This is a genomic window from Brevibacillus sp. NRS-1366, assembly GCF_050467985.1.
This window is the reverse complement of sequence record NZ_JBITPN010000023.1, coordinates 1-20,487: the sequence shown is the minus strand read 5'-3', so window position 1 is coordinate 20,487 and position 20,487 is coordinate 1. Positions and strand designations below refer to the sequence as shown.

The window sequence follows — 20,487 nt, the reverse complement described above, 5'->3', positions numbered from 1 at the left end:
TATGGAGAAAGTGAGCTTTCTTCGTTCCAGTCGCTTTTCGGGTTTTCAGGAGCGGTTAATTGTATTATTCTTATTGTAATACTGAGAATTTGGTCAGCTTTTAGACAAGAACTTGTTTTCCAGGAGGATGACGATGAGCGTCTATCAAAATATAACGGAATTAATCGGAAACACACCGCTTGTTCGACTGAATCGGATGGTTCCAGACGGAGCGGCAGAAGTGTATGTAAAGCTGGAAAAATTCAATCCCTCCGGAAGTGTAAAGGATCGTGCTGCCTACAATCTGATCCTGACGGCTGAACAGGCTGGCTTGATCCGACCGGGAGATACGATTATCGAGCCCACGAGTGGCAATACAGGAATTGGGCTTGCGATGAATGCGGCTGCGAAAGGCTATCGAGCGATACTGGTCATGCCTGACAACATGTCAAAAGAAAGAATCAATATATTGAAAGCGTATGGTGCCGAAGTGGTATTGACCCCCAGTGAATTGCGGATGCCTGGAGCAATTGCCAAAGCGGAGGAGCTGAAAAAAGAGATTCCGCGCAGCTTTATTCCTCAGCAATTCGAAAACAAGGCCAACCCGGACATTCATCGGATCACGACTGCCAAAGAGATCTATGAGCAGACAAATGGCCGTCTGGATGCATTCGTCGCTACTGCAGGAACGGGCGGAACGATTACGGGAACAGGCGAAGCCTTGCGTGAGAAATGGCCTGAGCTGTACATTGCTGTCGTCGAACCCAAGGGCTCGCCGGTCTTGTCTGGTGGAAAACCGGGGCCGCATAAGCTGGTTGGGACAAGTCCAGGCTTTATCCCTAAAATCCTCAATACAAGCATCTATAACGAAATCATGCAAATCGCAGATGAAGATGCCCTGGATAGCATGAGGAAAATGGCTGCACTAGAAGGGATATTAGTAGGGCCGTCGTCAGGCGCTTCGGTGTTTGCAGCTATTACGATTGCCAAGCGGTTAGGTGCTGGCAAGCGAGTCGTATGCATTGCTCCGGATACGGGAGAGCGGTATCTCAGCATGAATCTCTTTTAAAAAAGAAAAAGGCGGGGAAGTGATCCCTGCCTTTTCGTTATTTCTATGATTGATGACGCGCTTGATAGGCGAGCAATGCCGCAATAAATACTTGGCCAGTCTGAATCATGGAGCGCTCATCCACATCGAATTTCGGATGATGGTGAGGGTAGGTAGCGTTGATATCCGGATTGCGGCCACCTACCATAAAGAAGGTTGCGGGACGCTCCTGTGCGTAGTAGGCAAAATCTTCGCCACCCATTCCAGGAGGGATACGCAGAAGACCGTCTTCTCCAAAAAGGCGAAGAACTTCTGCCTCTACATGTGCGGTCTCTTCTGGATTGTTCCAGGTTGCAGGATAGCCACGCTCGTAAGTCACTTCACAGCTAGCGCCAACTGCCTGGCAGCTCGCTTCGACAATCCGCTTCAGGGACGCTTCGACTGCCGTTCTTACCTCTTCATCATAGGTACGAACGGTTCCTTTCAATTTTACTTGATCAGGAATCACGTTGTAAGCTTCTCCGCCACCGACAAAAGAGCATACGGACAAAACGACTTGCTTCAGTGGATCGACTTGACGGCTGGCAATCTGCTGCAGGTTCATGACCACTTGGCTACCGAGTACGATCGGGTCGATCGCTGTATGCGGATACGCGCCATGACCACCTTTTCCGTACAGCACGATCTCAAAGCTGTCGGCAGCCGCAGTGACGAATCCAGTTGCGATTCCTACCTTGCCAACGGGGAAATCGGAAGCAACGTGCGCACCGTATACGACATCTACGCCATCGAGGCAACCAGCCTCGACCATGGCTTTCGCTCCGCCCGGAGGCAGTTCTTCTGCAAATTGGTGCAGGAAGACGACATTTCCTGGCAGTTCATCTCTGAATTCACTCAATACTTGAGCGACACCTAAGAGGCCTGACGTATGAATATCATGTCCGCATGCATGCATGACACCTGGGATGCGGGATTTGTATTCGACCTCTTTTTCATCTTGGATCGGCAATGCATCGAAGTCGGCACGTAGCGCAACGGTTTTTCCCGGTTTTCCTCCTTTGAGGAGTCCAACTACTCCCATGCCCCCTACGCCTGTGCGCACCTCGATACCCAGCGAGGTCAGTTTGTCAGCCACTTTTTTCGCTGTGTTTTCCTCTTTAAAGGAAAGCTCCGGGTACATATGCAGGTCACGTCTGAATTGAACCAGCTCGGGATAAATCTCCTGCAATCTGGCAAACAGTTTTTCTTGCATGGAACCCACTCCTTTCAACTGGTAAGAAATTGATAATTCGACTCCATTCATTATAAAAATATTCCAAATGATATTTCAATCTATGTTTTCCTGATCTATGCTGGTCGTGATCTTTAGAAAGGAAGGAAAGTAGATATTATCAAAAGAAATCGACTAGAATGGTATGGATAGAGTCGATATACGTCGGATGTTGTTGGAGAGAACATGGCTACCACTTCTTTTAAGAATCCGAGAGTGCTCATCATCCTCTTGATATCAGGCATTCTTTTTTTAATCATGACCTGTATAAGCGTAGCAGCGTCCTATTTTAACCTGTGCAAATCACCTATCAGTTTCGGCTTTATCCCACGCCAGAACAGGAACACAGCCGGGTGCGGTAGCAAAAACATTTGCCAAAGAAGAGTGTGTGTACCTATCCAAGATCGGCTTCGTTACGATGAATGCTCATCGGGAGTTTGACCATTCCACGTTACGCAAATCAATGTCAAGCGATATGCTGACCAGTGGATGATCAATATCAGTGTGAAAGTGCCGGATACTAAAGCAGTACCAACCATTCAATCAGCCGTTGGCATTGATGTGGGGCCGAAAGCATTTGCAGTTCTTTCCAACGAGACGGTCATTAAAAATCCTCGGCATTTTCGAAAAAGCGGAGAGGCTAACAGCTCTTCGTGAATGGCTATACGCCATAGGAAGCGACAGATAATACGGCGCGAGGTACTGGTCTATATATCGTACAAGACGTGGTCCACAAGCACAGAGGCACTATTGAAATGAAGTCCAATCACAAAGTGACACGGTTTACTGTACACTAGCCTGTCAAGTAAGCCTGGGAATCGATCGTCTTTCTTCACTTGAGAACGAAAAAAAGCCGTCAGCGAACGGCTTTTTTTGCTGTTTTGATCAAAATATTTGCAAGAGTTCTTCTAGGCAGTTTGGTTAGAAACCGCTTGTCTCGTTGCTTCGGCGCCCTGCCTGATCGGACGTGTAATGGAAAAAATAGCACAGCCAAAGGACAAAAGGACAAACATAGCGCCCACCCAAGGTGTGTAGATCACCGAAGATTGTTCGATCACCATGCCGCCTGCGATTGAGCCAAAAGCAATCCCCAGATGCAGGGCAGATGTATTAAGTCCCAACGGAATGTCAGGGGCAGCAGGGGAAGAGCGAATCAAATAATGCTGTTGGGCAGGGGAAATCGCCCAGCTCAGCGCACTCCAAATCACCATCATAACGAGGAACACGGGAAGTGAATTCGTAGCAAAAGGTAATGCACTCATTACAATAGCAAAAATTGGAACGATGAGGAGAATGGCTTTCACAGCCCCCCATTTGTCAGCAAACCAACCGCCAGCGCCACCACCAGCGACGGCTGCCAATCCAAACAAGAAGTAAATGAGGCCCAGTGTGTTTGCTTCCACGCCCATTGTTGATTTCAAATAAGGAGTGAAATAGGCGTACAAGGTCAGGTGTCCAGTCAGCATGAAGAGGGAGGTGAACAAGGCACCGACAATCTTTTTATCTTTAAGGATAGCGAATTGTTCGCGCAGCGGAACGGGAGCCGGGGTCTCGACCTTTGGCAGGAAAAAAAGCAGGCAAAGTATGGACAAAATGCTTAGTCCTGCGATCAACCAAAACGGTGCACGCCACCCAAAAGCATTTCCCAGTGCAAGCCCTACAGGTACACCGAGTACAAGAGAGCCGCTGATTCCCATGAAGATAATCCCGATCGCTCGGCCGCGGTACGCAGGATCAACAATGCTGGCTGCGATGGTAATGGATAAAACCACTAATAATGAGCTGCTAGCGGCAGAAAGGATGCGTGCCACCATGAGTATGGAATAGGTAGGGCTTATGGCAGCAAGCACATTGCTGAGGAAAAAGATGGCCAGCGTATATAAATACAACGACTTGCGCTCCATTCGTCTGGTCATATGCAGCAGGATCGGAGCAGAAATGGCAAAGGCGAGTGAAAAAATAGTGATCAGTTGTCCGGCGGAGCTGATGGAAACCTGCAGATCCTGAGCAATCAGGTCAAGAGTACCACCGATTATCAGCTCTACCGTTCCAACGACAAAGGTAGCAATCGCCAGAATGAAAACACGTGGGTTCAAAACAAAAGCTCCTCTCACAAAAAGGTTACTACCATGATAGTAACCTTTTTGTGATTGTGCAACTAGAAATTGATGTTTGTACAAAAAAAGGGCTCAAGCAAGAGACCAGCGAGTCACACTGGCAGTGATTAAGTCAATTGGTGACTGGACTTTGCCACCAAACAGGAAACGACCCCGAACGATGTAAAAGTTCGGAGTCGTAATGTAACCCGTTGGTTTCGCTTGGATGACGACCAAGTGAATTCCCTTATTTGATGGAGGCTTCATAAATGTCCTGAATGGATTTGGACAACATCGCATTGAATTCCTCTTCGGTTTGCCCCACGTTTAGTCCCTCAGACAATGCACGTGAGAAGCTGGCGATCAATCCATGATTACGAGCCAGCTTTTCATTTGCTTCCGTTTGTGTATAGCCGCCTGACAAAACCACCACCCGTAAAACATGCGGATCATCTATCAAATCACTGTAGAAATTGTCTTCCGTCGGTATAGAGAGCTTTAGCATGACTTTTGCGTCCTTGCTAAGGGCTGCTAACTGTTCGAAAATCTCATCTTTTAATCGTTTTTCCGACGTTGCCTTATCCGCGCTGTGAATATCGACTTCCGGCTCGATAATCGGAACAAGCCCCAGCTCCATGATTTGATTTCCGATGGCAAATTGTTGCTCTACCACTTTTTTGATTCCGACAGCATTGGCTTCCTTAATAACTGAGCGCATTTTCGTCCCAAAGATGTTTCGATCAGCTGCCCGCTTCAGAAGGTCGTCTAGACCGGAAATGGGCTTCATGAGCTGAACCCCGTCTTTAAGGTCGGCAAGCCCTTTATCTACTTTTAAAAAAGGTACGATGCCTTTCTGCTCCCAAAGATAATCAGCAGTAAATTGTCCGTCAACGGATCGATCCATTGTGTTCTCGAATAAAATCGCACCCAAAATGAACCGGGAATCAAACGCGGAGCTCTTGATAATACGCGTCCTCATCTCGTGCACTAAGGCATACATCTCTTCTTCATTGGAATAGCTGTTTTCCGTAATACCATACTGCAGCAAAGCCTTAGGCGTACTTCCGCCGCTTTGGTCCAAGGCCGCTATGAAGCCTTTTCCTGTTTGGATTCGGTCTAATTGCTTCGTGTTCATCGATGTTTCTCCTTCCCTATCGTGGACTGAATGACATCTTGAATCTTATTCATTATAGCACTTCAACTTACAGGCAACCCCTCAAAAAAGGATCGAGTGGAAATATGCAGAGCCAAAAAGCTGTTTTAATAGCGTAGACGGATCAACATGCTGCGGATCTCATCATCGTCAAACAGCAGATCGAAGTGCTTCTGTGTAATGCGGCTAAGCGCGACATCGTGGTAAAAGAAGTCAGCAAAAAATTTGACAAAAGGCTGGGCACGAGTTTTGATAGCCTGCCAACCGCTGTCCTCCTCGCCTGCAAAAATCATTTCTTCCTGGTCGGCCACGATCAGTTGGAATCGTTCTAATTCTTTGTGTTCCTTTGCTGGGACAAAGGAGTGGACGCGAGACAAATTTGTATGGTTTTGCCCGATAATGAGTGCTTCTACCTCTACGCCACTTTGCTCCTTTTCCTCCAATAACGGCAAAAATGCTTGAAAATCATCTTCCCAGGCGGATATCCGAATGGAGCGGGTTGCCCTTTGAATCAACTGCTTGCACTCCGCCCGAATGGATGCGTCCACTTTCAAGCTCCAGACACGATCATCACGCACAGTCTTATGTGAGAGGGAAGTCGTCAATTGTTTGACATCAGCTTGAAACTGTTGCGTCAATTTTTCCACCAGACTCGTCAATGGAAGAGCGGTATACCTTTTTTTCTTTTCTGAGATTGTATCAAGAACCATCCCTTTTTCTACGAGGCGGTTCAGAACTTCATAAATTTTGGCTTTGGGAACACCAGAGTGTTTCACCACCATAGCGGCATCCAGAGGTTCACCGCTCGAAGCCAGTGCTTCGTATACTTTACTCTCATAGAGGGAAAAACCGAATGACTGCAGCATAAAATCCTCCAAGTAATCACGATCACTTTGATGGTACCCATTATACTTGGTTTTTGCAACATATTGGAGATGGTGGCAGGGAATTAGAGCTAGCACGGTGGATCTGGTCTGACGCTCGGTTAGGCGCTGTGAAACTCCTTCATGGTCTTTTCCTTTCTTTTTAAAAAAGGCGTAAAGAATAAAGTCGCAGCTGCGATAATCAATCCAATAGAGCCTGCAAGCAAGGCGATCCGCATTCCAAATATGTCGCCGATTACACCGCCGGCAAGCGAGCCGAGTGGATACGCTCCCCAGGCAACGAAACGGACAGTGGCATTGACCCGCCCCTGCAACTGAGTAGGTACGATTGTCTGCCGCAGACTGAGGGTACTAATACTCCACATGGACATGCCGAGGCCGAAGAAAAACTGACCGCTCATCAAAACAAGCGCTGCCGATCCACCAGTCCCGGTAGCGAGTGGGGCAAAGGGTCCCCCACAAGAAGCAATCATGGCTGAACCGACTATGACCGGTCCCATCCCGAACCGCCGGATCGCTTTATGTACGAGCAGGGCTCCCAGGAAAAATCCGGCTCCCATACCTCCATAGACCAATCCAAGCCAACCGGAAGAAATTTGAAGCAATGAGATGGCATACAGGACATATATGCTAAACATCACATTCCAAGAAAAGTTGAAGATCGCCGAACACCGAATGACGCCAAAAAGCAACGGATCGGTAAAGGAGAGATGCAATCCCTCGCGGATATCTTGCCAAAGACTTCGGGATCTGTCTGGACGCACAGGGACGATCTCTTCTTTTTTTATGAAGCACAAGGAAAGGGCAGAAAGAAAAAAGGAGAGTGACGTAACCAACATCGCCACAGGTGCTGTAACCAGTTGGATGATTGCTCCTGATAGTCCAGGCCCAGCCATTTGTGCGGCGGAGCGGCTGCCCTCTAGCAAGCTGTTTGTGCCGACGATTCTCTCTCGATTGACTAGTGTGGGCAGATAGGATTGATAGGCGATGTCAAAAAAGACGGTGCAGACTCCGGTCAGAAAAGCAATCGCATAAAGCCATTCCATGCGCAGGATACCGATAAAGGAGACGATGGGGATCAGCACCAGTAGCAGAGCCCTACACATATTAGAGACGAATAAAACGGGACGTCTGCGAGCTCGGTCTACCCAGACGCCAGCGAACAAGCCGATCAATAGGAATGGTGCATATTCCAGAGCGCCAAGAACGCCCATCTGGAGCGGAGTAGCAGCAAGAGTGAGCGACGCCACCAAGGGCAGTCCCAGCAAAGCTACCTGAGTACCGAATTGAGTGGCTGTATGACTAAGCCAAAATGTTCGAAAATCTTTGTGGCGCAACATATTTTCTTGTTTCTGGGACATCGTGTGCTCCTCCCTGTCATGTTGGATATTTGACACGTGTTAGCATAGGGGATGGCGCCAATTGCCGTCTTTCCAGATCTTGCTCTCCCATTTTTTCGAAAATGTTGCTCTTCCATTCCATGGCGCTTACGTATGGGAGTTAACGTAAGATATACTAAGGGAAGAAAAAGTGAAAGGGAGGATGGCAAATGAATGAAGAACACTGGCAGGCTATTGTTTCGTGTGATGATTCTTATGACGGACGATTTTGGTACGGTGTGTTGACAACAGGGATTTTTTGCCGTCCATCCTGCAAATCCCGGGTGCCAAAGCAGGAAAACATTCGTCTCTTCGCTACGACCGAAGAAGCAGAGAAGATAGGTTTGCGTCCTTGCAAGAGATGCCAGCCGCAGTCGGTGCAGTGGCGACCACCGGATGAGGAGCTGGCGTTACGCGTAGAACGGCTCATTGACGAGTGCTATCAGGAGCCGCTGAACCTAACTGAAATCGCTTCTCGCTTATTTGTCAGCCCGTATTACATGCAGCGTTCTTTTACAAGGCTGAAGAGCTGTTCACCAAGCCAGTATTTGAGCCAAAAGCGGGTAGAGGCGGCGAAAAGGCTGCTGACGGAAACCTCAAACAGTGTGACGGATATTGCCATGCAGGTTGGCTTTCGCACAAGTGCTTACTTTGCCCAGGTGTTTCATAAGCTGACGGGGCAGACACCGACACAGTACCGTGCAGAGTACGGTCAAAGGATCGAGCAAATAGGGAGAAAGAGTGAAACAGGTAGTTGAGCGTAGGCCTCGACTGCCTGTTTTTGTTTTTTCCACAAGAAGTAACCCCATCGTCATGGATGTCTAAACCACTCGCATAACGACAATACTGAATGACAAGATTTGCAATGCATAGCCAAGGGAGATCTCAATGAAATTTAAGGACTTTTGGAACCGCTCCGTGTCAGCAGTTCGCTCGACTGTTGATCCAGTCGATGTGCAGCCATTGCTGTCAAGTCTTCAGCAAAATATACAAAAAATCAAAAGCGATCTTGGCAACAGCACCGACATTATCATTCGCGAAGTGCGGATCGGGAAAACGGGCGGCCAGTCGGTGGGAATTATGTATACCGACGGCTTGGCAGATAAAAGTGTCATCATTGACTTCATCTTGGAGACGCTCGCACTGGATACGCGGATTACACAGGCGGAGCCATTGATTTCTTCCGCCCAAGACGCTTTCCAGGCTCTGAAGGAATATGCCCTACCAATCGGTGACATCAAGGAGATTGACGACTTTGAAACCTTGTACGTCTCGCTTTTGTCTGGTGAGGCAATTATCATCCTCGACGGGTATACACAAGGATTTGCGGCAAGTACACGGGGGTGGAAAGACCGAGGTGTGACCGAGCCCTCCGCGGAATCTGTCGTACGCGGACCAAGAGAAGCGTTCTCGGAAACGCTGCGGACGAATACTGCCTTGATCCGGCGTAAAATCAAAGATCCGAATCTATGGCTGGAAACAAAACAAATTGGACGCGTGACCAAGACCGATGTCGCCGTCATGTTCATCAAAGGAATTGCGAATGAAAAAGTGGTGAATGAGGTTCGGGCGCGTCTCGATCGGATCGACATTGACGGCATTCTGGAAAGTGGTTATATCGAGGAATTGATTCAAGACGAAGCGTATACGCCGTTTCCAACCATCTACAATACGGAACGGCCGGATGTAATCGCTGCCGAACTGCTGGAGGGGAAAGTGGCGATACTGGTCGATGGAACCCCGTTCGTTCTCGTCGTCCCTGCACTCTTTGTATCTTTTCTGCATGCAGCAGAGGATTATTATCACCGAGCGGATGTCGCCAGTCTCGTTCGTCTTCTACGCTACATCGGGGTTGCGATCGCCCTGTTCGGTCCGTCGATGTATGTGGCGATCACGACGTTTCATCAGGAAATGCTGCCGACGCAATTGCTTGTCAGCTTGGCCGCTCAACGGGAAGGCATTCCGTTCCCGGCCTTTATTGAAGCGATTATGATGGAGGTCGCTTTTGAAATTCTGCGGGAAGCGGGTCTGCGCATGCCGCGAACGATTGGGCCCGCGGTGTCCATCGTAGGTACACTCGTCATCGGACAAGCAGCGGTAGAGGCGGGGATCATTTCGGCTGCGATGGTCATTGTCGTTTCCACAACAGCGATTGCAGGATTTGTTTTCCCATCGTACAGCCTGGCTAATTCCTTCCGAATGCTGCGTTTTCCGTTCATTATTCTTGCCGCGACCTTCGGGTTATTCGGGATTATCGTTGGGGTTATTGCCATCGTGCTGCATTTGTGCAGTCTGCGTTCGTTCGGGATTCCTTACATGAGTCCTTTTGCACCCATGAACATGAGTGATCAGAAGGATGCAATCATCAGGCTGCCCCAGTGGGCCATGCTTTCCCGTCCTCGTTTAATCAGCCAGAAGAACGTGAAGCGCCAAAAATTTACGCCGACCAAAAAACCGGAATCGCGGCGATAAAGCGGCGAAAACACGTTCAAGCGGAAAGGAAGTGTAGCTGTGATTCGTAATGCAGCCCTGTTCTTCGTGTTACTTGCTCTATTGCTGTTCACAACAGGCTGCTGGAGCCGCAGGGAATTGAATGATCTCGCCATTGTAACGGCAATCGGTATCGATAAGGTTGGTAAAAAATACTATCTTTCCGTTCAAGTTGTGGACCCAGGAGAAGTGGCCAAAAGGAAAGGGGACAGCGGTCGTTCACCCGTCACGATGTATAATGAGACGGGCGATACGATGTTTGAGGCCATCCGAAAAATGACCACAGTTACTCCCAGGAAGCTTTATTTTTCTCATCTCCGTATTTTCGTGATAGGCGAAGAGTTGGCAAAGGAAGGGATCGGAAAAACGCTGGATCTTTTTTCTCGAGATCAGGAACTTCGCACAGATTTCTACATTGTCGTTTCCAAAGGGTTGAAAGCCAAAGAAATCTTGAACATCCTAACCCCACTGGAAAAAATCCCGGCAACCAAAATGTTCACTTCCCTTGAAGTATCGGAGAAAGCTTGGGCGCCAACGGTATCCATCCAATTGGATGAACTGATCACCGATATGGTAACCGAGGGCAAACATGCGGTGTTGACCGGCATACGCTTTCAAGGCGATCCGGAAAGAGCCAAGGGAAAGAACAATGTCGTTGTGGTTGACGCTCCTGTCAATTTGCAGTATTGGGGGATTGCCGTCTTTAAAAGAGATAAACTGGTTGGCTGGTTGAACGAGGACGAAAGCAAAGGATTCAGCAGCCTGACAAACAGATTGGACAGTACCGTGATTGAAGTAGCTTGTCCGAAAGGCGGAACAGTCGGGATTGAGGTGATGCGCTCGAAAACAAAAGTCAAAGGAAAGGTAAAAAACGGAAAACCGGAAGTCGAGGTTACCATTCTTACAGAAGCAAATGTAGCGGATGTCGAATGTGAGCTCGATCTCCAAAAAGTCAAAACGTTATACGGTTTGGAACAAGAAGTGGAACAGGTAATGCAAACCAATGCTGAGCGTGCATTACGCAAGGCAAAGAAATGGCAAAGCGATGTCTTTGGTTTCGGCGAGGCGATTCATCGGGCTGACCCAAAATATTGGAAGAAAATCAAGAAAGATTGGAGCAAACAATTTCAGGAATTACCCGTTCATTTCAAGATAGATGTCAAAATCAGACGACTGGGAACGATTGGAGATTCCTTTCTAAATAATATCAAGGAGTAAAATTGCTATGGTTGTAGTCTTGGGAATCCTGGCAGCAATTGCAGTCATCATCAAGCTCGAAGTACCCTCCCTTTTAAAAAAAGGTCTTATGAAGGAACTGCGGGTATTTTCGTTTCTGCTTCTGTTTGGTGCGGGCATTAGTATTGCTCAAAGTTTGAACGTCAAGCTTCCAAATCCGTTAGATTGGATCGATTTTATATACAGGCCGGTAAGTAGGTTCATAGAAGGTGTTTTACAATAACGGGAGGAAGACAAACTGCAAATTGACCTCACCAAACGGATAAAAGGGGAGGGGTAAACATGATTCATGATGCCAAAATAAATGCTCGCCAATTTGGCATTCTAGTAGCTTTATATTCGATTGGCACGACGATCTTAATCATTCCCTCAGGCCTTGCTGCTCAGGCAAAACAAGACGCCTGGATTGCGGCAGTGCTCGGTGTGGCACTGGGCTTGCTGCTAGTAGGATTATACAGTACGCTAGGCAATCTGTTGCCGACAATGACCCTGGTGGAAATGAATGAATACCTGCTTGGAAAATGGGTAGGCAAGGCGATTTCCACTACATTTGTTTTTTTTAATCTTGTCACTGCCGCAGAATTGTTATATTTTGTCGGTAATTTCTTGACCACTCAAATTATGCCGGAAACGCCAATGGAACCGATTAACATCATTTTTGCGTGTGTTATCATCATGGGAGTCCAGCTTGGAATTGAAACGTTGGCTCGTTCCGCAGAACTCTTATTTCCTTTGTTCATTTTCCTTTTTTTTATTTTAATTATTTTTGTCTCTCCTCAAATCGAGCTTGAAAGAATACAACCTGTTTTGGAAGCCGACTTCAAAGTTTTGCTCAGAGCAGCTTTCTATTTTTCAAGCGTATTTTCTATTCCTATTGTTGTATTGTTAATGGTTTTTCCTGTTTCTGTAAACCGGACAAAGGCAGCGCAAAAAACTTTTTTTTCGGGGATGTTGATAGGCGGAATCGTGTTAATCATCATCATCGCACTCAGTATTCTCGTTCTTGGTCCTGATACGACTGCGAGACAAACGTATCCAAGCTACGCGTTAGCCAAAAAAATCAACGTTGGCAAAATTTTTACACGCATCGAGATCGTTATGGCAGTAATGTGGTTTATTTCGATTTTTTTCAAGGTGTCGTTTTACTTTTACGCCGCTGTTGTAGGTCTTGCGCAAACGTTGAATTTGAAAGAATATCGGTTTCTGGTTCTCCCGATGGGGATCATCATGATCGTACTTTCGATGATCGTCCATCCTAATGTATTGCATTCAGAGGAATATAATAAGCATACGTGGTTACTGTTTGTGGCTACATTTGGGGTGTTTCTTCCCTTGTTATTATTGGGTGTAGCCGTAATCCGCAAAAAAGGGAAGGCTTCTCCAGAGCAAGAGATGGGGAGCAGAGAAGAACAAGAGTAAGAAATGGAAAAACCAGCGGTGGCTTGCCAGGGCAGTGGAAAAAGGAATGAGCGTATTGGTCTAAGCCAGCACGTTATGCAATAGGTTATAACAATGAATGACATGCTGCCCGAAGTATTGCGCGAAAAAGAGACAACCTTTTGCCTTTAGGAAGTTCAAAAAGTCCGGGAAACATAGCTGTCGAATTTCCGCGTTGCGTTGCCCCTCCGCTGCTCACGTAGACTCACCTACGCTGCGCTGCTCGGGCCTGCCGCGCCTTGAACTTCTCGGCTCTGTTTGTCCTCCTTTTTGAACAGGATCTTAAGGATCATCAATCACGCGCCCGGCAGTCAAAGGGGGATGATTCATGCTGCATATAGTTGCTTGTATCAAACAGGTGCCGGATACCAAGATCATCAAGATGAATCCCAAAACCAATACGATGGACCGTTCCAGCGCACCCGCCATCCTCAATCCATATGATGCACATGCAGTAGAGGAGGCCGTCCGTCTAAAGCAGCGTTACGGCGGGGTTGTTTCTGTTGTTACGATGGGACCTCCTCCAGCAGTAAAAGCAATCCGCAAATGCGTAGAGATTGGGGCTGACGCTGGATATTTGGTCACAGACCGGGCCTTTGCCGGAGCGGATACATTAGCTACCAGCTATGCCATTACAAAGGCGATTGAGAAAATCGCCGAAACACAGCCGGTTGATCTAATCATCTGTGGAAAGATGACCATTGACGGTGATACAGGGCAGGTTGGGCCTGGAATTGCCAGAAGATTGGATATTCCGCCACTGACCAGTGTGAAAAAAGTGGTGGAGGTAAACAAAGAGCAAGGCTATGCCATTGTTCACCGCAAGCTAGAGGATGGATATGAGGTCATCCAGTCTACCCTGCCGTGTCTGTTTTCTGTAGAGAAAGAAATTAACGAGGTTCCTTACTCGCCGTTGCCAAACATGCTGCGAGCTGCTCGCTACGATCCTGTCATCTGGTCTGTGAACGATCTGGGCGATATCGATCGGACGCTGCTCGGGCTAAAGGGCTCTCCTACCATCGTGGCCAAAGTCTGGCCCCCGGAAAAGCCAAAGGGAGGCGAGATGCTGGAGGGATCTTCCCAAGAGCAGGTGGCACGCCTGATGGACATTTTACACGAGAAACAGGGATTGTTTCGGGGTGAATGTTCCCACCGCCTTTAACAGCGGGGGCTTCTTGCTTCGACGACCGTTGCCTTTCGCTAGAAAAAGGTCTTACATGATCTCCACAAGCGTTTGATACCAAAGGCATCCCGTTCGGGGCAAACCCTCCCTACGGTCAATCTTGAATCAAGCAATTAAACTCATGGCACGTTGCAGAATAACTTTCGCTGACACTAAATCCCTGTCCTGAATAATTCCACAAGTTAGGCATTCATGTATCCGTACAGATAATGTTTTGGGTACATCTGCACCACACAGACAGATCTGCGATGTGCCGTGTGCAGGCACTTTTACGAATCGCTTTCCTTGTCGTTTGGCTTTGTATGATAGATAAGTAATAAATTGACTCCAACCTGCATCGAAAATACTTTTAGCCAAACGGCGGTTTCGCAACATGTTCTTGATTTTCAGTTGTTCCACTGCAATCAGGTCATGATCACGGACGATAAGAGAAGATTGTTTATGTAAAAAGTCCCTTCGTTGTCGTGCCACTTGTTGATACGCTTTTGCTACTTTTTGTCTGGATTTTTCCCGGTTGGAAGAGGCTTTCTGCTTGCGGGAATGTCGTCTTTGATAACGTTTCAACCTTTTTTCCGCTTTCCGCAGGTAGCGTGGGGTATTGATGATGGTTTCATTGGAAAGAGTCGCAAATGAACTTAGTCCGAGATCGATACCAACAACCTTTTCAGGTCTGGAAACCGTTTCAGTCTCCTCCACTTTTACTTGAATATTGGTCATCCATTTGTCGGCATAACGTTTGACGTTAATCTGAGTCACTTTAGCGCGGTCAAAGTTACGGTGGGCATTCATTTTGACATGACCGATTTTGGAGAGATAAATGTAGCCTTCTTCGGCAAATGTTTTTTTGATGGTACCATGCTGCGGATAGGTAAATGAAAGATACTTGTCTCTCGACTTGAACCGCGGGTACCCCGCTTCTCTGCGGAAAAAACGCAGAAACGCATCATCCAGCCGCCGCAGGCAGTCCTGGATAACTTGCGAATGGATTTCCTTGTAAGAGGGAAATTCGGTTTTTAGTACTGGCAGTTCACTTTGTTGCATGGAATAGAATACAGCTTGTCCGAATTGCTTGTAGGCAATTTCACGTTGTTCCTTTGCAGCATTATACAATCTCCGGAGCAGTTCCAAGGTCCTATTCATCTTTTCGACTTGTTCCGGTGTGGGATAAAGGCGGAATTGATACGTTATTTGCATCAGGAAACACCTCTATAAGAACGTATATTCCCATTTTAACATAACATTGTCTGTCAGTCATCCACCACTTTAGAAGTGAGGAAACTTCTGGCGGGTCAGGTTAAGGAGGGTAAGTATGAATCTGGATGAGTATAGGGGCATATGGGTATACGTAGAGGTGCGAGACAATCAGATCGCCCCCGTTTCCCTTGAGCTCTTAGGTGCAGGGCGTCAGATGGCCGATAAACGGGGCGTACCACTCGCAGGATTGCTGATTGGTGACGGGGTACGAGAGCTCGCTGAAACGGTTTTTCCGTATGGTGCTGACCAGATTTATGTGTACGACAATCGGATCTTTAGCGATTACCGAACAGAATCCTACATGCGTGCCGTCATCGAGTGTGTGGAAAAGCACAAGCCCGAGATTATTTTGTACGGAGCGACTTCGACGGGAAAAGACCTGGCGAGTGCAGTGGCGACAGATCTGGAGACCGGACTTACGGCAGATACGACGATGCTCGATGTGAATGCAGAAACGGGATTGCTCGAAGCGAGCCGTCCTGCTTTTGGCGGGAATATTATGGCGACTATTCTTTGCAAGAAACATAGACCGCAAATGGCGACAGTACGTCCAAAAGTAATGAAAGCGCTGGAACCAGACTATACACGCACCGGCGAAATCATTGAGGAGCATATTGCGCTGCATGAGGACGATATCCGTACCAAAGTATTGAAAATCGTTCGTGAAACACGAGAAAAAGTACGACTGGATGAAGCAGACGTGATCGTGGCTGGTGGGAAAGGGTTGGGCAGCAAAGAAGGCTTTGAACTCATTCATCGCTTTGCAGCAAAAATTGGTGCCACGGTTGGGGCGAGCAGAGACGCGGTGGAAGCAGGGTGGATTGACCATGAGCATCAAGTAGGGCAGACAGGGGTAACGGTAACACCGAAAATTTACTTTGCCATCGGTATTTCAGGTGCGATTCAGCACTTGGTCGGAATGCGCAATTCCGGCTTGATCATTGCCATCAACAAGGACCCCGACGCTCTCATTTTCCAATCCAGCCATTTTGGAATTGTTGGAGATGCCTTTGAAATCGTCCCATTGCTAATGGAAGCGTTCCATGAGGAGCTGAAGAAGGAGGTTTCATATGGCTGAAAAATTTGACGTAATCGTAGTCGGAGCAGGACCGGCTGGTACGGCATGCGCATACACTTTGGCAAAAGCGGGTGTGAATGTCCTATTGATGGAAAGAGGAGAGTATCCCGGGTCTAAAAACGTAATGGGAGGTGTTTTGTACCGCAAGACACTAGAAGACATCATCCCTGGATTTTACAAGGAGGCTCCTGTAGAACGGCCAATTGTCGAGCAAAGGTTCATGATGCTGGATAAGGATTCCGCTGTTAATTTCAGTTACAAAGGGATGGAGTGGGCGCAGGAGCCATATAACAACTTTACTGTGCTGCGAGCCAAGTTCGATCAATGGTTCGCGGATAAGGCTGTACAGGAAGGGGCTCTTTTGCTCAACGAAACGGTCGCACTGGAATGCATCCAGGAAAATGGGAAAGTTGTAGGAATTCGAACAGACCGTCCAGATGGCGATGTATATGCCGATGTGGTGGTCTTGGCGGATGGTGTCAATTCGCTTTTAGCCAAATCGCTTGGCTTCCACAAGGAGTTTCGCCCTGATGAGGTAGCGCTTGCTGTCATGGAAGTGCTCAAGCTGGATCGGAAAATCATAGAGGATCGCTTCAATCTAGAAGGCGATCACGGTTGTACGATCGAAATTTTCGGTGATTCTACCAAAGGCATCCTGGGTACGGCCTGGCTTTATACGAACAAGGATAGTCTGAACATCGGTGTAGGCACGATGTTATCAGGATTGATTAAGAACAAGATCAAGCCGTATGATCTCTTGGATTATGTAAAAAACCATCCCATGATTCGCCCTTATATTCAAGGGTGTGAACAGCAGGAATATTTGGCACACCTGATTCCAGAGGGTGGATACCGCTCCATGCCAAAAGTCGTTGGCAATGGTGTGATGGTCATCGGTGACGCTGCGCAGTTAGTCAATGCGATTCACAGGGAAGGATCCAATATGGCTATGGCCTCCGGGGTAATGGCTGCCGAAACGATCATAAAGGCACGTGAGGCTGAGGATTTCTCGGAAAAAATGCTCGATTCATACCGGACGAATCTGTTGAATAGCTTCGTTGGGCAGGATCTAAAAAAATACAAGGACGCTACTCATCATTTTGAAAAATACCCGCAATATTTTGAACAGTATATCCCTCTGATGAACAAGGCAGCGAGCCAGATGTTTACGGTGGATGGAAGCTCGAAGTGGAGCAAGCAGAAAAAAATCTGGCGTGATCTCGGTACAGCCAAGGAAAAATGGAAAATGGCGCGCGATCTGATGAATGCATGGAGGGTGATGAAGTAATGTCGGAGATCCCCAAAGGCCAGTCGATCGAAGAAAAGCAGTATCTCGTACGCTTCAAAGCGGATACGCAGTCCCACCTGCATGTTTTGAGCGCTGATGTATGTGCGACGCAATGCCCGGATAAGCTCTGCACCATTTTCTGTCCAGCAGAAGTATACAAGTGGGAAGAGGTGCGGATGCATGTTGGATACGAAGGCTGTCACGAATGCGGAAGCTGCCGCATCGGGTGTCCCTATGAAAACATCAAGTGGGAGTACCCGAAAGGCGGTCATGGAATCATCTTCAGACTCGGTTAAAGGGACGCGATGCGGTATGATACAGGTTGGCGATATGGTCGTATTTTTAAAGGATGGGGTCAGTGGTATCGTCATCCGTATCGAGGAGGATCGATGCCATGTGATGTGGGAGGATGAATTTGTCAGCTGGGAGAAAACGGAGTGGCTGGAGTTGGAGAAAAAACAAAAGCAGGAGTAGTGGCTCCCGCTTTGTTGACCTGGCTAAAACAGAACAAAACTACGAGGCAAGGCATGCATGCCCTTAATGTGGAAACATCCAAGGGCGGGCTTGGGTCCTGCGAGCGACAGGATCAGGTAGGCTACATCTGTGTAAGATGAGTATGCAATATCTTCGCTAGATGGATAGGGGGGAGCAGTCGGATGGGAGTGATAGATTCCCACTAACTGTTCCCCTCGATTGCTGATTATCTGGAATACTTGTTGGATTTGTCTTGAATCCATGCTAAAGGAATCAGGACTTCGATCCATATTTACCATTCTCCATAGGGTTTCCACACGCCCATATCTTCCCGAAAGAAGTCCGCAAGCTTCAAATGGCTGTTCCGTTAAACAATGGTTGAGCATTTCACGCCATACGATCCTGCTTATCGGAAGAGCGATTTCCAATGGACTAACCCTGACTGCGCCGTCTCCCGCAGCAGCCACCCGTAGATCTGGAGTTTGGGAGGGGGTTGACGATACGAACACTGGTGTTGGATGGGTTTTGCGAAGCCCTTGGGACGGATGTTTGGCTCATTTGAGGATTGGGTTGGTGATTTCTAACTGGTCTCATTTGACGTTGCTGGTATAATCTGCGAATTTCTTCAGGTGTCATTGTAATCCCTTCCTTTCGCTGGATATATATTATGTTGTATTCTTCATCCTTTTCAGAGGGAACGGCTGCTGCACATTCGTCTGAGGTGGAAGATTGGAATATCATTTTGGAAGAATCCAGATCTAGGTTTGTGGTTACTTCAGACCGTTTTGAAAAGGATTAAACGTGCTGGATTGTGGGGCATGATGAGGTTTAAAAAAGGTGGTGTGGGCATTTGATGGCAATCGTACGACAGGGGGGGAACTTGCGGGTCTTTGCGCTTGTGCCCCTCTAGTTTGCTCATATCCCAACCTGCTTCGGTTTTCTTTTGAGGTAAAATCCAGTATGGCCTGTTTGTACTTCTCTTCTTTTTCTTGATATTCTTTAATCGTTCGATTCAGGCCTTCGTACGTTTTCTTCCAGGTTGCTTCCTGAATCTGATACTGCCCAATGACCTCGTCTTTTTCCTCCAGCAGCTTTTGAAACCCGATTTCCAGTTCGGAAATGGAGTCCTGTGCCTCCATTCCCTCCTTTGCTCGTTCGATAGCGAGTTTCCATTCAGCTTCCTGCTCTTGGTAACGGATAATGGTCTCTTCGCGCTCTTTAAGAAGCTGCTCGGATTTCGTTACTTTCTGACGGTACTCCTCAAGTTGTTGGTTCAGCTCTTCGATCGTTTCACTCCAGCGGTTTTCTGTATGGCGGGAGTCCTTGAGCTGGCGATTCAACCGTTCGTAGGTTTGGTTCCATTCCAACTCCAGCTCCTGAAAATTAGCGATGGTTTCTTCTTGATTCTTGAGAAGATGATTAAGTCTGGCTTCTTTTTGTTTTGCACGTTCCAATTGTCCGGTAAGCTCTTCCAGTTTTTCGTTCCATTGGTCTTCCGTGTGTGAAACTTCTTCCAGACGCCGGTTCAGAAGTGCAACTGTTTCATTCCATTCCAATTCCTTTTGACGGGATTCTTCCAACTGTTGGTTGATCAGAGTGAGGGATTCATTCGTTTCCGATAATTGGGCTTGATAGTGAGCGATATTCTCGACATGTTGCCCGTGGAGCTGTTCGTATTCTGTTTCTTTTTGTGAGTAGGTCGCCAGTTGCCGGTGGAGCTCTTCCAGCGTTTCGTTCAAACGGGCTTCTGTTTGCTTAGAGCTTTCGAGTTCTTGACGCAGCTGCTCGAGTGTCATGCTCCATTCCGTATCCTGTGACGCATAATTTGCAATCGTCTCTACATGCTGCCTGAGAAGCTGGGAATATTCCGTTTCTTTTTGTGAGTAGGTCTCCAGTTGCCGGTGGAGCTCTTCCAGCGTTTCGTTCAAATGGGCTTCTGTTTGCTTAGAGCTTTCGAGTTCTTGACGCAGCTGCTCGAGTGTCATGCTCCATTCCGTATCCTGTGACGCATAATTTGCAATCGTCTCTTCATGCTGCCTGAGAAGCTGGGCATATCCTGTTTCTTTTTGTGAGTAGGTCTCCAGTTGCCGGTGGAGCTCTTCCAGCGTTTCGTTCAAATGGGCTTCTGTTTGCTTAGAGATTTCGAGTTCTTGACGCAGCTGCTCGAGTGTCATGCTCCAATCCGTATCCTGTGACGTATAATTTGCAATCGTCTCTTCATGCTGGTTGAGAAGCTGT

At 47.6% G+C, this 20,487-nt stretch carries 20 protein-coding genes; 12 read left to right on the top strand and 8 right to left on the bottom strand.

The annotated features are described in order from the left end of the window. The first annotated feature begins 133 nt into the window (after positions 1-133). The gene (cysK, locus tag ACIFQN_RS20805) at positions 134-1,048 is read left to right on the top strand and encodes a cysteine synthase A (RefSeq protein WP_429834951.1); all 915 of its coding nucleotides are present in this window, start codon (positions 134-136) and stop codon (positions 1,046-1,048) included. A 43-nt stretch (positions 1,049-1,091) separates the two neighbouring features. Here cysK and ACIFQN_RS20800 read toward each other — a convergent pair whose 3' ends face one another. Further along, positions 1,092-2,279, bottom strand: a complete 1,188-nt coding sequence (locus tag ACIFQN_RS20800; protein ID WP_429834950.1) for an amidohydrolase — start codon at positions 2,277-2,279, stop codon at positions 1,092-1,094. A 314-nt stretch (positions 2,280-2,593) separates the two neighbouring features. Between ACIFQN_RS20800 and ACIFQN_RS20795 the strand changes: the two genes are divergently transcribed. After that, positions 2,594-2,659, top strand: a complete 66-nt coding sequence (locus ACIFQN_RS20795; RefSeq protein ID WP_429835099.1) for a helix-turn-helix domain-containing protein — start codon at positions 2,594-2,596, stop codon at positions 2,657-2,659. 546 nt (positions 2,660-3,205) lie between these two features. On the opposite strand, the gene ACIFQN_RS20790 is transcribed toward ACIFQN_RS20795, so the two are convergent. From ACIFQN_RS20790 to ACIFQN_RS20775, 4 genes are all read right to left on the bottom strand, one after another. Then, positions 3,206-4,393: an MFS transporter gene (locus ACIFQN_RS20790; protein WP_429834949.1), complete on the bottom strand. Its 1,188-nt coding sequence runs from the start codon at positions 4,391-4,393 to the stop codon at positions 3,206-3,208. 247 nt (positions 4,394-4,640) lie between these two features. Further along, positions 4,641-5,528, bottom strand: a complete 888-nt coding sequence (locus ACIFQN_RS20785) for a fructose bisphosphate aldolase (protein ID WP_429834948.1) — start codon at positions 5,526-5,528, stop codon at positions 4,641-4,643. 125 nt (positions 5,529-5,653) lie between these two features. Further along, complete coding sequence (locus tag ACIFQN_RS20780; protein WP_429834947.1) at positions 5,654-6,412, bottom strand: TrmB family transcriptional regulator; 759 nt, start codon at positions 6,410-6,412, stop codon at positions 5,654-5,656. Positions 6,413-6,531: 119 nt separating this feature from the next. Continuing rightward, positions 6,532-7,791, bottom strand: coding sequence for an MFS transporter (locus ACIFQN_RS20775; protein ID WP_429834946.1), 1,260 nt, complete (start codon positions 7,789-7,791; stop codon positions 6,532-6,534). Positions 7,792-7,979: 188 nt separating this feature from the next. Between ACIFQN_RS20775 and ACIFQN_RS20770 the strand changes: the two genes are divergently transcribed. From ACIFQN_RS20770 to ACIFQN_RS20745, 6 genes are all read left to right on the top strand, one after another. Beyond that, positions 7,980-8,567 carry a bifunctional transcriptional activator/DNA repair enzyme AdaA gene (locus ACIFQN_RS20770; protein ID WP_429834945.1) on the top strand — a complete coding sequence of 196 codons (588 nt, stop codon included), beginning with the start codon at positions 7,980-7,982 and terminating at the stop codon, positions 8,565-8,567. Positions 8,568-8,697: 130 nt separating this feature from the next. Then, positions 8,698-10,281, top strand: a complete 1,584-nt coding sequence (locus tag ACIFQN_RS20765; protein WP_429834944.1) for a spore germination protein — start codon at positions 8,698-8,700, stop codon at positions 10,279-10,281. A gap of 39 nt (positions 10,282-10,320) precedes the next feature. After that, positions 10,321-11,517, top strand: a complete 1,197-nt coding sequence (locus tag ACIFQN_RS20760) for a Ger(x)C family spore germination protein (protein WP_429834943.1) — start codon at positions 10,321-10,323, stop codon at positions 11,515-11,517. Between the two features lie 7 nt (positions 11,518-11,524). After that, a complete protein-coding gene (locus ACIFQN_RS20755) occupies positions 11,525-11,758 on the top strand; it encodes a hypothetical protein (RefSeq protein ID WP_429834942.1) in 234 nt (77 codons plus the stop codon). Positions 11,759-11,817: 59 nt separating this feature from the next. Next, complete coding sequence (locus tag ACIFQN_RS20750; RefSeq protein ID WP_429834941.1) at positions 11,818-12,954, top strand: GerAB/ArcD/ProY family transporter; 1,137 nt, start codon at positions 11,818-11,820, stop codon at positions 12,952-12,954. Positions 12,955-13,300: 346 nt separating this feature from the next. Further along, positions 13,301-14,134, top strand: coding sequence for an electron transfer flavoprotein subunit beta/FixA family protein (locus tag ACIFQN_RS20745; RefSeq protein WP_429834940.1), 834 nt, complete (start codon positions 13,301-13,303; stop codon positions 14,132-14,134). Between the two features lie 126 nt (positions 14,135-14,260). On the opposite strand, the gene ACIFQN_RS20740 is transcribed toward ACIFQN_RS20745, so the two are convergent. Next, complete coding sequence (locus tag ACIFQN_RS20740) at positions 14,261-15,349, bottom strand: RNA-guided endonuclease InsQ/TnpB family protein (RefSeq protein WP_429834939.1); 1,089 nt, start codon at positions 15,347-15,349, stop codon at positions 14,261-14,263. Between the two features lie 115 nt (positions 15,350-15,464). Between ACIFQN_RS20740 and ACIFQN_RS20735 the strand changes: the two genes are divergently transcribed. Genes ACIFQN_RS20735 through ACIFQN_RS20720 form a run of 4 tightly spaced genes read left to right on the top strand, consistent with a single transcriptional unit; the run spans position 15,465 to position 18,249 of the window. Continuing rightward, the gene (locus ACIFQN_RS20735) at positions 15,465-16,487 is read left to right on the top strand and encodes an electron transfer flavoprotein subunit alpha/FixB family protein (protein WP_429834938.1); all 1,023 of its coding nucleotides are present in this window, start codon (positions 15,465-15,467) and stop codon (positions 16,485-16,487) included. Beyond that, positions 16,480-17,775 (top strand): FAD-dependent oxidoreductase, encoded by a 1,296-nt coding sequence (locus ACIFQN_RS20730; protein WP_429834937.1) that lies wholly within the window; start codon positions 16,480-16,482, stop codon positions 17,773-17,775. The genes ACIFQN_RS20735 and ACIFQN_RS20730 overlap by 8 nt, the downstream gene beginning before the upstream one ends. Beyond that, positions 17,775-18,071, top strand: a complete 297-nt coding sequence (locus tag ACIFQN_RS20725; protein ID WP_429834936.1) for a ferredoxin family protein — start codon at positions 17,775-17,777, stop codon at positions 18,069-18,071. The genes ACIFQN_RS20730 and ACIFQN_RS20725 overlap by 1 nt, the downstream gene beginning before the upstream one ends. A 16-nt stretch (positions 18,072-18,087) precedes the next feature. Then, a complete protein-coding gene (locus ACIFQN_RS20720; RefSeq protein ID WP_429834935.1) occupies positions 18,088-18,249 on the top strand; it encodes a hypothetical protein in 162 nt (53 codons plus the stop codon). A gap of 23 nt (positions 18,250-18,272) precedes the next feature. Here ACIFQN_RS20720 and ACIFQN_RS20715 read toward each other — a convergent pair whose 3' ends face one another. Both ACIFQN_RS20715 and ACIFQN_RS20710 read right to left on the bottom strand, forming a co-directional pair. After that, a complete protein-coding gene (locus ACIFQN_RS20715; RefSeq protein WP_429834934.1) occupies positions 18,273-18,716 on the bottom strand; it encodes a M67 family metallopeptidase in 444 nt (147 codons plus the stop codon). Positions 18,717-19,019: 303 nt separating this feature from the next. Next, a partial coding sequence (locus ACIFQN_RS20710; protein WP_429834933.1) for a hypothetical protein occupies positions 19,020-20,487 on the bottom strand: 1,468 nt, incomplete at its 5' end.